At 67.6% G+C, this 12,161-nt stretch carries 12 protein-coding genes; 10 read left to right on the plus strand and 2 right to left on the minus strand.

Annotated features, from left to right (window positions below):
- The 8 genes from E0E18_RS01005 (at position 1) to E0E18_RS01040 (ending at position 8,703) form a co-directional block, all read left to right on the plus strand.
- Complete coding sequence (locus E0E18_RS01005; protein ID WP_066588858.1) at positions 1-1,548, plus strand: anthranilate synthase component I; 1,548 nt, start codon at positions 1-3, stop codon at positions 1,546-1,548.
- Between the two features lie 119 nt (positions 1,549-1,667).
- Positions 1,668-2,294 carry a TIGR02234 family membrane protein gene (locus tag E0E18_RS01010; protein WP_110482528.1) on the plus strand — a complete coding sequence of 209 codons (627 nt, stop codon included), beginning with the start codon at positions 1,668-1,670 and terminating at the stop codon, positions 2,292-2,294.
- 33 nt (positions 2,295-2,327) lie between these two features.
- Positions 2,328-3,131 (plus strand): indole-3-glycerol phosphate synthase TrpC, encoded by an 804-nt coding sequence (gene trpC / locus E0E18_RS01015; RefSeq protein ID WP_130839103.1) that lies wholly within the window; start codon positions 2,328-2,330, stop codon positions 3,129-3,131.
- An 85-nt stretch (positions 3,132-3,216) separates the two neighbouring features.
- Positions 3,217-4,521 carry a tryptophan synthase subunit beta gene (trpB, locus tag E0E18_RS01020; protein ID WP_130839104.1) on the plus strand — a complete coding sequence of 435 codons (1,305 nt, stop codon included), beginning with the start codon at positions 3,217-3,219 and terminating at the stop codon, positions 4,519-4,521.
- Positions 4,518-5,291, plus strand: coding sequence for a tryptophan synthase subunit alpha (gene trpA, locus E0E18_RS01025; protein ID WP_130839105.1), 774 nt, complete (start codon positions 4,518-4,520; stop codon positions 5,289-5,291). The genes trpB and trpA overlap by 4 nt, the downstream gene beginning before the upstream one ends.
- Before the next feature lie 24 nt (positions 5,292-5,315).
- Positions 5,316-6,308, plus strand: coding sequence for a prolipoprotein diacylglyceryl transferase (gene lgt, locus E0E18_RS01030; RefSeq protein ID WP_130841100.1), 993 nt, complete (start codon positions 5,316-5,318; stop codon positions 6,306-6,308).
- 49 nt (positions 6,309-6,357) lie between these two features.
- Positions 6,358-7,788, plus strand: coding sequence for a pyruvate kinase (gene pyk, locus E0E18_RS01035; RefSeq protein ID WP_130839106.1), 1,431 nt, complete (start codon positions 6,358-6,360; stop codon positions 7,786-7,788).
- A gap of 6 nt (positions 7,789-7,794) precedes the next feature.
- Positions 7,795-8,703 carry a patatin-like phospholipase family protein gene (locus E0E18_RS01040; protein ID WP_130839107.1) on the plus strand — a complete coding sequence of 303 codons (909 nt, stop codon included), beginning with the start codon at positions 7,795-7,797 and terminating at the stop codon, positions 8,701-8,703.
- Here the strand turns inward: E0E18_RS01040 and E0E18_RS01045 are convergent.
- Together E0E18_RS01045 and E0E18_RS01050 are read right to left on the minus strand one after the other, a co-directional pair.
- Positions 8,685-9,920: an amidohydrolase gene (locus tag E0E18_RS01045; RefSeq protein WP_130839108.1), complete on the minus strand. Its 1,236-nt coding sequence runs from the start codon at positions 9,918-9,920 to the stop codon at positions 8,685-8,687. The two genes, E0E18_RS01040 and E0E18_RS01045, sit on opposite strands and share 19 nt — an antisense overlap.
- A gap of 16 nt (positions 9,921-9,936) precedes the next feature.
- Complete coding sequence (locus E0E18_RS01050; RefSeq protein WP_066588833.1) at positions 9,937-11,301, minus strand: DUF4921 family protein; 1,365 nt, start codon at positions 11,299-11,301, stop codon at positions 9,937-9,939.
- Positions 11,302-11,373: 72 nt separating this feature from the next.
- Here E0E18_RS01050 and E0E18_RS01055 point away from each other — a divergent pair, with 72 nt between their 5' ends.
- Positions 11,374-11,751 carry a hypothetical protein gene (locus E0E18_RS01055; RefSeq protein ID WP_066588831.1) on the plus strand — a complete coding sequence of 126 codons (378 nt, stop codon included), beginning with the start codon at positions 11,374-11,376 and terminating at the stop codon, positions 11,749-11,751.
- Positions 11,752-11,930: 179 nt separating this feature from the next.
- Positions 11,931-12,125 carry a hypothetical protein gene (locus tag E0E18_RS01060; RefSeq protein WP_066588826.1) on the plus strand — a complete coding sequence of 65 codons (195 nt, stop codon included), beginning with the start codon at positions 11,931-11,933 and terminating at the stop codon, positions 12,123-12,125.
- Positions 12,126-12,161: the final 36 nt, after the last annotated feature.

The raw sequence follows: 12,161 nt of genomic DNA on the forward strand, positions 1-12,161 counted from the left end.
ATGGCAGCGATGACTACAGACCCGTACCAGATCACTTCTCTGGACACCTTCCGCCGACTCGGCGCCCGCCACCGGGTGGTTCCCGTGGTGCGCAAAGTCCTCGCCGACGGCGAGAGTGCCCTGAGCGCCTACATGAAACTCGCGGGGGACCGGCCGGGGACCTTCCTCCTGGAGTCCGCCGCCCCCGGACAGTCCTGGTCCCGCCACTCCTTCATCGGCACCGGTGCCCGGTGTGCCCTGGTGGCCAGGGACGGGCAGGCGCACTGGACCGGTAACGCCCCGTCAGACCTGGTCGACGGCCCCACCGACCCGGTGGAGGCCGTGCGTCACACCCTCGATGTCCTGCACACCGAGCCTCTGCCGGGGTTACCGACCCTGAGCTCGGGCCTGGTCGGCTACATGGGCCATGACATGGTCCGCTACATCGAAGATCTCCCCGACACCTGTGTCGACGACCTCCATGTCCCGGACATGGTCCAGCTTCTCGTCGACACCCTCGCCGTCGTCGACCACCACGAGGGCACCATCTGGCTCATCGCCAACGCCGTGAACTGGGACGGTTCGGATGACCGGATCGAACAGGCCTACGAGGACGCCGTCGCCCGGGTGGAGGAGATGGAACGGCGGCTCGCCACCCCGTCAGAGCTGCCGGCCGTGACGTTCTCGACCCCCGACCCCGAGTTCCGGCGCCAGCGGACGAGGGAGGAGCACATCCGGCGGATCGGACTGTGCAAGGAGCACATCCTCGCCGGGGACGCCTTCCAGATCGTGCTGTCACAACGCTTCGAGATGGACACCCAGGTGCCGGGGACGGACATTTACCGCATGCTGCGCGTGGCGAACCCGAGTCCCTACATGTTCCTCGTCAACATTCCCTCCGACGACTTCTCGCGGACGGACTTCCAGATCATCGGCTCGTCACCGGAGTCACTGGTGCAGGTGCAGGACGGCAGGGTGACGACGTTCCCGATCGCGGGTTCGCGTCCCCGTGGGGCGAACTTCGAGGAGGACCAGCTGCTGGAGAAAGAGCTGCTCGCCGACGAGAAGGAGAACTCCGAGCATCTCATGCTGGTCGATCTGGGACGCAACGACCTCGGCAGAGTCTGTGAGCCGGGGACCGTCACCGTCCACGACTTCCGTCACGTGGAGCGGTATTCCGCGATCATGCACCTTGTCTCCGGGGTGTCAGGAAGGCTGGCCCCGGGAAAGACGGCGCTCGACGCCTTCACCGCCACCTTCCCGGCAGGGACACTGTCGGGTGCTCCGAAGCCGTCGGCCCTGGCCATCATCGACGAGCTGGAGGACACACGCCGGGGAGTCTACGGGGGCACGGTCGGGTACTTCGACTTCTCGGGAAACACCGACCAGGCCATCGCCATCCGTACCGGGCTCTACCGCGACGGTACGGTGTTCGTCCAGGCAGGTGGTGGAATCGTCGCGGACTCCGACCCCGAGGCTGAGGACCTGGAGACCAGGAACAAGGCTCTCGCAGTTCTCCGTGCGGTAGCCGCGGCGGAGACGGTCCGCCCGGTGGGGGTGGACCGGTGAGCGACGCGACCCGTGACACGACCGGGGCAGAGGACCGGGACGACGACGCGGCCCGGAACGACGACGCGGCCCGGAACAGTACCGGAGGCAGGGTACGCAGGAAGCTTGACGGCCGGAGCCTGGCTCTGGGGCTCACCGTGCTCAGCGCGGCCGGGTTGTGGGGTACCGGTCAGATGACCTGGCTGACCGCCACCGTGTCCGACGACAAGACCGGGGAGTCCACCAAGGAGATCATCGGTCGGGTGTGGGATGCTGCCGGGACTCCCCTGGCCCTGGCGATGCTCGCGGCGATGATCCTCTCCTTCGCGCTGCCTCCGGTGGCCCGGCGCGTCCTGGGGGGTGTCAGTGCCGCCCTGGCGGCGGTCGCCGGTTTCGCGGCGGTGGCCCTGCTCGGCGGTGATCCCGACCTGGACCGGGCGCAGCAGCTTCTGACCAGCGGTGCCGCCACCCAGCGGCAGTCCTCACCGGTACAGATCTCCGAATGGGCGGTGGTGACCGACGCCAGCGTCCACACCTTCCCTGTGATCCTCGCCCTCGCCGCCGCGGCGTGCGGAATTGTCGGTGGTGTCCTGCTGGCCATGAAGCCGGGGCAGGCCCGCCACGGGCACAGCCGTTACGAGACCCCGGAGGCGCGTCGCGAAGGGGTGGTCGAGGATCTCCGGGAGGATCCGGGGTCGGGGAGGGTGATCTGGGACGCACTCGACGCCGGGGTCGATCCGACGGAGCGGGACAGTCGGGCTGATTGAGACCCGGGGTGTCCCGGCGGCTACCATGGGCGCATGACTGTTCTCGACGAGATCATCGCGGGTGTCCGGGAGGCCACCGCCCGCCGCGAAGCTGAGGTCCCGCTCGCGGAGATCAAGGCCCGTGCCCTGGACGCCCCCGCTCCCCGGGATGCCCTGTCCGCCCTGTCGGCGCCCTCCGTCAGTGTCATCGCCGAGGTCAAACGGGCCAGCCCTTCGAAGGGGCATCTCGCCGAGATTCCCGAGCCGGAGATCCTCGCCAGGGCCTACGAGGCCAACGGTGCGGCGGTGATCAGCTGTCTGACGGAGGAGCGTCGCTTCCACGGCTCCCTGGCGGACTTCGACAGGGTCCGGGCAGCTGTGGACGTCCCCCTGCTCCGTAAGGACTTCACCACCACCCCGTACCAGATCCACGAGGCACGGGCCCACGGGGCCGATGTCATCCTCCTCATCGTCGCCGCCCTCGAGCAGGACCGGCTGGAGTCACTGCTGGAGAGGACCGAGTCCCTGGGCATGACGGCGCTGGTGGAGGTGCACACCGAGCAGGAGTGCGAGAGGGCACTGTCCGTGGGTGCGAAGGTGGTGGGTGTCAACGCCAGGAACCTCCGGACCCTGGAGGTGGACACCACGGTGTTCGGGAGGATCGCCCCGATGATTCCGGAGGGGGTCGTCAAGGTCGCCGAGTCCGGGGTCCGCAGCAAGACCGACCTGCAGACCTACGCGGCCGCGGGGGCGGATGCGATTCTCGTGGGAGAGGGACTGGTCACTGCACCGAATCCGGGGCAGGCGTGCCGGTCGCTGGTGGCGGCTGGCCAGCATCCTGCGTTCCCGCGCTTCTGAGCGGGAGAGGAGCGGGGCGTCCGGGCTGTACGTTTGACGGACTGTCGCAGGAACGGCGGGAGGGCGCAGGGTACAGTCGGAGCCCGTGAGTACTGATTCCGCGAAGAACCCTCTTGGTCTCCCGACGGCAGGTGAGGTCATTGCGACCCCGACCGCCCACGACGCCGACGAGCTCGGCCACTGGGGCGACTACGGAGGCCGCTACATTCCCGAGGCCCTCATGGCCGTCGTCACGGAGATCGAGGACGCCTGGGGTAAGGCCCGCGTCGACCCCTCCTTCCTGGAGACCCTCGATGACCTGCACCGGAACTACACCGGGCGTCCGTCGCCCCTGTACTACGGCCCGAACTTCTCGGAGAAGGTCGGGGCGAAGGTGTACTTCAAGCGTGAGGACCTCAACCACACCGGCTCCCACAAGATCAACAATGTGCTGGGACAGGTCCTCCTCGCCAAGCGGATGGGCAAGGCCAACGTCATCGCGGAGACGGGCGCGGGTCAGCACGGTGTCGCCACCGCCACGGCGTGTGCGCTGCTGGGGCTGAACTGCCGGATCTACATGGGGGAGGTCGACGCGAAACGGCAGGCCCTCAACATCGCCCGGATGCGTCTGCTCGGTGCCGAGGTTGTCGAGGTGACCGCAGGTTCCGCCACCCTGAAGGACGCCATCAACGAGGCGATGCGCTTCTGGGTCTCCCACGCCGACGACACCTACTACGCCTTCGGCACCGCCGCCGGCCCGCACCCGTTCCCTGAGATGGTCCGTGACCTGCAGAGGATCATCGGGGTTGAGGCGCGCGGCCAGATCCTCGCCGCCGAGGGGAGGCTCCCTGACGCGGTGCTGGCCTGCGTCGGCGGCGGCTCGAACGCCATCGGGCTGTTCCACCGCTTCATCGACGATGAGGGTGTCGCCCTCCTCGGGGCGGAGGCGGGGGGTGACGGGGTGGAGACAGGCCGTCATGCGGCACCGATCACCGTGGGCCGCGAGGGGGTCTTCCAGGGATCCTTCGCTGCGCTGATGGAGAACGAGGACGGTCAGATCATCGAGTCCCACTCCATTTCGGCGGGGCTGGACTACCCGGGGGTCGGCCCGGAGCACTCCTATCTGGCCCATATCGGACGGGCCGAGTACCGGCCGGTGACCGACACCGAAGCCATGGAGGCGTTCCGGCTGCTCACGCGGACCGAGGGGATCATCCCGGCAATTGAGTCGTCCCACGCAGTTGCTCTCGCCGTGAAGACCGCCGCCGAATACGCCGACGGCACCAGGACAACCGCTGACGGCGGACAGCCGCTGTTCATCGTGAACATTTCCGGGCGGGGAGACAAGGACGTCGACACGGCCGCTACCTGGTTCAACCTGCACCCCGCCGATTCCGAGGAGAACCGATGAGCGCCCTGTCCGAGATCTTCACCGCTGCTGTCGCCGAAGGGCGTTCCGCCTTCGTCGGCTACCTGCCCGCCGGCTATCCGACGGTCGGGGACTCTGTGGAGTTGGTCACTGTACTGGCCCGGTACGCCGACCTTGTCGAGGTGGGTATCCCTTTCAGTGACCCGATGATGGACGGTCCGACGATCCAGGCGGCCGGAACCGAGGCGTTGAGGAACGGTTTCCGGGTCCGTGACACTTTCCGGGTTGTTGAGGCTGTCGTCGCGGCGGGCAGTGCCGCGGTGATCATGAGCTACTGGAACCCCGTCCTGCAGTACGGTCCGGAGAAGTTCGCCCGGGAGCTCGCCGCCGCAGGAGGCCTCGGGGCCATCATCCCGGACCTGCTTCCGGAGGAGTCCGCCCGCTGGAGCGAGGCCTGCCGGGCCAACGGGCTCGACAACGTCTACCTCGTCGCACCGTCGACGACCCCCGAGCGCCTCGACATGACCGTGCACGCCGGTGGCGGGTTCATCTACGCCCAGTCGCACATGGGTGTCACCGGTGCGCAGGAGGACGTCTCCTCCGATGCACGCGAGGTCGTCGCCCGGGTGCGCGCCGCCACCGACCTGCCGGTCGCCGTGGGGCTCGGGGTGAAGTCGGGAGACCAGGCTGCCGCCATCGCCGACTTCGCTGACGGCGTCATCGTCGGTTCCGCCCTGATCACGGCGGCGGGCAGGGGAGCCGGTGCGCTCCGGGACCTGGCCTCCGACCTCCACGACGGTGTCCGGAGGTAGCGGGCGATGTTGACGGGGAGTTCCATGGTTCTGGCGTCCATTCCTTCCCCGCCCCGCGGGGTGTGGCACCTCGGGCCGCTGACCTTGCGCGCCTATGCGCTGTGTATCCTCACCGGGATCGTCATCGCAGTGTGGTGGACCGTCCGGCGCTACACCGCCCGCGGTGGCAGTGGAGACACCGTCATCGACTGTGCGATCGCTGCGGTGCCCGCCGGCATCGTCGGCGGCAGGGTCTACCACGTCATCACCGACCATGACCGCTACTTCGGGGAGGGCAGGCAGTGGACAGACGCCCTGAACATCACCAACGGTGGTCTGGGCATCTGGGGTGCGGTCCTGTTCGGCGGTCTGGCGGTCTGGGCGGTGCTGCGGTACAAGAAGCTGCCCCTGGCACCGTTCGCTGATGCCGTGGCACCTCCCATTCTCCTCGCCCAGGCGGTGGGACGACTCGGCAACTGGTTCAACCAGGAACTCTACGGGGGTCCCTCCGACGCTCCCTGGGCGCTGGAGATCTACCGGAGGGTGAACTCCAGCGGTCAGACAGACAACATGGACGGAATCTCCACCGGCGTGGTGGAGAAGCTCGTCCAACCGACCTTCCTCTATGAACTGCTGTGGAACCTGCTCGTCGTCGTACTGCTCGTCTGGGCGGACCGCAGGTTCCGCCTCGGTGGTGGACGCGTGTTCATGCTGTACGTCGCCGGATACACTTTCGGTCGGTTCTTCATCGAGCTGCTGAGGACCGATGAGGCGACGACTGTGTTCGGGGATGTGAGGATCAACTCGGTGACCTCCGCGGTGGTCTTCGTGTGCGCGGCGGTCCTGTTCGTCGCCACCCGCCAGCGCACCAGGGAGACGCCGGAGCAGGTTGCCGGTACATCCGGTACATCCGGGGATGGACAGCCGGTGGATGCGGAGGAAACCGCAGGTGAAGGCCGGGACCCGGCGGAAGATTCCGACGGGTCCGGGGTTGCGGGACCTCAGTCTCCGGACGGTCCCCGCGCTGCGGGCCGGTGACCGGCCCCGCGGTAGCGGCGTCCCGGATGCAGGTCTATCCTCGGGAACCGTGAGTAGACGCACCAAGATCGTATGCACCCTCGGCCCCGCCGTAGCCTCCCGGGAGAAGATCCGGGAGCTCGTCGACGCCGGGATGAATGTCGCCCGGCTCAACTTCTCCCACGGGGAGCATGCGGACCACCAGCAGAACTACGAATGGGTCCGGGAAGCGTCCGCTGCCGCGGGGAAGCCGGTCGGCGTTCTCGCCGACCTTCAGGGGCCTAAGATCCGCCTGGGCAGGTTCATCGACGGTAAGACCTACTGGGCTGACGGTGAAGAGGTGCGTATCACCGTCGACGACGTCCCCGGTACCCACGACAGGGTCTCCACCACCTACCGTGAACTGGCACGCGACGCCCGCCCGGGGGACCGGCTCCTCGTCGACGACGGCAAGGTCGGTCTCGTGTGCAAGGCCGTCGAAGGTAATGACGTGATCTGTGAGGTTGTCGAGGGCGGCCCGGTGTCCAACAACAAGGGCGTCTCCCTGCCCGGTATGGACATCTCCGTGCCCGCCCTGTCCGAGAAGGACATCGACGACCTGCGCTTCGCACTGAAGATGGGGGCGGATGTCATCGCCCTGTCCTTCGTCCGGTCCACGGCCGACGTCGAACTGGTCCACGCGATCATGGACGAGGAGGGGCGCCGGGTCCCGGTCATCGCGAAGCTGGAGAAGCCTGAGGCCGTCGACGCCCTCGAACCGATCATCCTGGCCTTCGACGCGGTGATGGTCGCCCGCGGCGACCTCGGCGTGGAGGTTCCCCTGGAAGAGGTACCGCTGGTGCAGAAGCGGGCGATCCAGATCGCCCGTGAAAACGCCAAACCGGTCATCGTGGCGACCCAGATGCTGGACTCGATGATCGAGAATTCCCGTCCGACCCGTGCCGAAGCATCCGACGTCGCCAACGCCGTCCTCGACGGCGCCGATGCGGTGATGCTCTCCGGTGAGACCTCGGTCGGCAAGTACCCGGTGCAGACCGTTCAGACCATGTCCCGGATTGTCGTCGCCGCCGAGACGGACGGGGAGGTCCCCCCGCTGAGCCACCTGCCCCGCACGAAGCGCGGTGTGATCAGTTTCGCCGCGAAGGAGGTCGGCGAGCGTCTCAACGCCAGGGCACTGATCGCCTTCACCGCCTCGGGTGACACGGCGCGCAGGATCGCCCGTCTCCGTTCCCGCCTGCCGCTGCTGGTCTTCACCCCTTCGGAGGACGTGCGCAACCAGCTGTCCCTGACCTGGGGTGCACGGACCTTCCTCACCCGCAGGGTGCACACGACCGACGAGATCATGCAGGAGGTCGACCGTCTCCTGCTCGCGGACCCCGACTACGGCCGTGACGACCTGGTGGTCATCGCCGCCGGGTCACCTCCCGGGGTCAGGGGAAACACCAACATGATCCACGTCCACCTGCTGGGCGAGGATCTCACCGTGGCTCCAGAGGAGTAGGTCACCGTGATCGCCGCCCGTGACACTGCCCTGCTGCTCGAGGGTGGGGGAATGCGCGCGGCGTACTCCGCGGGGGTCGTGGACGTTCTCATGGCCCGGGGTGTGGAGTTCGGCTGGGTGGGAGGGATCTCGGCCGGGGCCAGCCACATGGTCAGCTACCTTTCCGGGGAGCGGGACCGTCTGCGCAGCAACTTCGTCGACTTCGCCGCAGAGCGGGAGTTCGGCGGGTGGAGTCATCTTCTGAGGGGACGCGGCTACTTCAACGCCGAGTACATCTACGGGAAGGCTCCCGCCCTCAACCTGCCGCGACCGTTCGAGGCGGACCGTGTCCTGTCCGGTGACACTCCGTTCCGCATCGGGGCGACCCGTGCGGACACCGGGGAGAGCGTCTACTGGGGACGCCGTGACGTGGAAGATGTCGGCGCCCTGATGCTCCGGGTCAGGGCGTCCTCCTCCATTCCTCTGGCGATGCCGATCCCCACCGTCGACGGGGTGCCCTACGCGGACGGGGCGTTCGGCTCCTCCGGCGGTGTGCCGCTGGATGCTGCCGAGGCCGACGGTTTCGGACTGTTCTTCGCCGTGCTCACCCACCCGCGGGGCTATGTCAAGGAAGGGGTGTCACGACCCCGGCTCACCCGGACGGTCCTGCGCCGCTGGCCGGCGCTGGCGGAGGCCACGCTGACCCGGCACGTGCGCTACAACGCGACGATGGAGCGCCTCTACCGTCTGGAGTCGGAGGGCCGCGCCGTCCTGGTTTTCCCGGGGGACGCCTCGCCGCTGGTGAGCTCGACGAACAGGAGCATTCCCGAACTGCGGCGGTCACTGTCCTACGGCGTGGCGGACGCACTGCGCCAGTGGCCGGCCTGGGAGGAGTTCCTCACCGCTGGCTCCGCGGCTCACTCCTCCCAGAGGTAGGCCAGAAGTGCGGCGGTGGCGGCGTCCGCGGCCGTGCGCACGGACTCTTTCGTCGGCAGGAAGTTACCCGAATGGTTGGTGGGAACATCCTGGTTGACCCGGTCGGCCTCCACCGCGGCGTCCCACACGGACCGGTCGGTGCATCCGATGAGCAGGAACTCGTAGGGGACGCCGAAGTGCCGGGGAATCTCGGAGAAGTCCTCCGAGGCTGTCCACCGTGGGGCGTCCGCGGAATCCTCCCCGAACACTTCGTCGAGCACCGGCCGGACGACCTTGTGGACCTCGGCGTCATTGTCGGTGAGCTCTCCGTGGGCGGAGTAGACGATGTCCGCGGGAGCGGGGGTTCCGGAGGCCAGGCACTCGGCCCGGATGACCCGTTCGACGGCGGCATAGGTCCGGTCCCGGACTTTCGTGTCGTAGAAGCGGCAGTTGAGCACCAGGGTGGCGGTGTCCGGGATGGTGTTGTTCGTGTGACCTGAGCTCAGGGTCCCGACCGAGATGACCCCGAAGTCCTCCGCCGCGATCTCCCTGCCGACGATGCCCTGGAGCCGGACGACGATCATCGCCGCCAGGAATGTCGGGTCGACCGAGTTGTGGGGGGAGGACGCGTGGGCGGAGATCCCGTGGAGGGTCACGGTGATCGTGTCGCAGGCGGCCATCACCGGGCCGGGGGCCGAGTACACCGTGCCCGACGGTCCCGGATACACGTGGGCGCCCAGGCAGACGTCCGGGGCGGGGATCTTCTCCGCCAGCCCGTCGGCGATCATCGCCGAGGCTCCCCGGGTGACCTCCTCGGCCGGCTGGAACAGGGCGATGAAGGTACCTGACCACACGTCCCGCCGGCTGTCGAGGATCTCACAGGCCGCCATCAGTGCGGTGGTGTGGACGTCATGGCCGCAGGCGTGCATGACCCCCGGGTTCTTCGAGGCGTAGGACACGCCCGTGGTCTCGGTGACGGGAAGTGCGTCGAAGTCCGCGCGGTACAGCACCGTCGGGCCGTCGCCGTTCCGCCACACGGCGGTGATGCCGTGACCACCGATGTCGTGGGTGACTTCACAGTCCATCAGTGCCAGCCGCGACAGTATGTGTCCTGCGGTCCGCTCCTCGTGTTCGGACAGCTCCGGGTGTTCGTGCATCCAGGTGTAGAAGCTGTCCGTCCAGGACTGGTCGACGCCCGGTGCGGCGATGAATTCGGCGATGTCGGCTTCTCGGGTCATGTCCCTGCGCATCCCCTCACTGTATCGCCGGATTGTACTTCAGTGAATTGCGCTGGAACACACACTCGTTGCCGAGGCGGATGCCCGGGGCGAGGCGTCCTTCCTCCCTTGCCGTGAGCAGTGAGGCCAGGACCTGCTCCTTGAGGTCCTTCGGCGAGACGGTGTTGATGAAGATCTTGGTTCCGCCCTCGAAACCGGCGAGCGTGGACGTCCTCCACTTGATCACGATGCGCCACGGCATCGGCACGTCCACGTCCAGAGGCCGGTGCAGCCACTCCTCGTTCGAGGGGACGGCCGGTCCGGCGGCGACATGGCAGGCGTGGACGAGGTCGGAGACGGCGTCACGCTCCTCGTCACGCATCAGCCAGGGTTCGGTGGTCGCGGACCGGGAGAAGACCTCCAGGGTCGGCCCGCGGTGGCCGAATCCGGCGAAGGCGACCGCGTGGTCGTTCTCCGCGAAAATGAGGTTGTGGTGGCCTGCATAGTCCACCGCCCACTCGTTGTACATGTTGGGGTTCGACCTGACCTGGGCGATCTCTGTCTCATTCTGCAGGCCGTGTTCGTCGATCGCCACCAGCTGCTTGTGGAGGTGGTCGACACTGGCTCCGGCGGGGGCGAGCCAGTTCTGGAAGACCGCGACGTAGCGGACGTAGGGGTTGGCCCGGTAGAGCCGGTCCATGGCGTCCACGGTGAAAGCGATGTAGAGACGGTGCACCTGCCAGCTCAGCTCCCCGGAGCCGCACAACTGGTCACTGCGGGTGGCGCCGGGGATGAAGTGGTTCCGCGCGAGGATGAGGTCGTGGCCCCCGCCGAACAGTGAGGCGCCCTGCTCCTGCACGGTCCGGAACCTGTTGTCCCCGTCCAGGGCCTCGTCGATCTGTGCTGCGGGGACGCCGGCCCGTTCCATTTTCGTGCGCAGCAGGGAGGCGACATGGTCGACCCCGGCGTCTTCGGCAAGGTACTCGGCCATGTGACGGGCGGCTGAGGCGTCCATCCGGTACCCGTAGTTGACGGCCCAGTAGTTGTAGGTGAGGATCTCGTAGAGGTTGGCCACCCGCCGGAACAGGGGGTCGGTGTCATGCAGCCGGGAGACGGTGAGACCGCGGAGGATCCGGGGTTCGCCGTTGTCGTCGATGACCAGCCGTGCCTTCTCCGGGGTGGTCCGCAGCATATTGCCGATGCCGAAGTCGGTGGCGGTGTCCCGGTTGGCGTCCGTGACCTCGTACGGGGCGGGCCCGTGTACCGGGACAGGGCGGTGTGCCCGGCCGGGAACAGTCCAGACCTCGGTCCCCGAAAAGGGGTTCACCTGCTTGATCGTGCCGTCGGGCAGGGTGGTGAGAGGGGGGACGGGTGCCGGGTTCATCGGGGAGTGACCAATCACACGTCAAGGGTAACCCCTGGATGTGTCAGCTGCCCCTGGATGTGTGTAACAACCGGTGCTTTACTGGACCGCATGCCAAAGATCGTGTTCAGCGTCCTGTCCACCCCGGAGCAACGTTCGGAGATCGGCGAGGAGTTCCGCCGTCTGCTCGCCGCCAACGCCGACGTGCTCACCGCGGACCTGGAGGTCCGGACCGATGTCGCCGCCGACCCCAGTCTGGAAGGGGTGTGGAGGGACTACGGGTTCCTCGACCTCACGTCCGAGGCTCCGGAGCCCGCGGCGTTCGTCTTTGACGTGCAGAAGTACGAGGGCAGCATCAGCGGGTTGTCCATGCGTCTGTCAGAGGTGCTCACCGAAAGGGAGAAGCAGCCGGCGGAGCAGCTCTTCCAGCAGATCCTGGATGATCCGGGCAGGCCCCGGGTGCCCTGGCACGTCGACGTGCGTCCGTAAGGGACAGCGCAGGAATCTCGGGAACGTCTGCCCCGGGCGTTATCCGGCCGTTTCCGTCCCTGTGGACGGTGTGGTCGGATCGTCCGGGGCTACTTTTGCGCGTCTGCATACCCCATGGGGTATCGTCAGGGGCGAAGATACCCCGGAGGGTATCAGAGGTCCACCGAACAGGAGTGAACATGTGTCGTGCAGTGAAGTGTCGGGTCTGCGGCAAGACCACCTGGGCCGGGTGCGGCCAGCACATTGCGGCGGTGAAGGCCACAGTGCCGGCCGGCCAGTGGTGTGACGGCAGCCATACCGGAGAAGAAACCGCAGCAGCAGAGGCGGCGCGGAAGTCCGGCGGCAGTTTCCTCTCACGACTGTTCGGCAACTGAGGACCCTGCCCCCGGAACCCCGCCCCGGGTGAAACC

The organism is Corynebacterium neomassiliense, assembly GCF_900626215.1.
Taxonomy (GTDB): Bacteria; Actinomycetota; Actinomycetes; order Mycobacteriales; family Mycobacteriaceae; genus Corynebacterium; species Corynebacterium neomassiliense.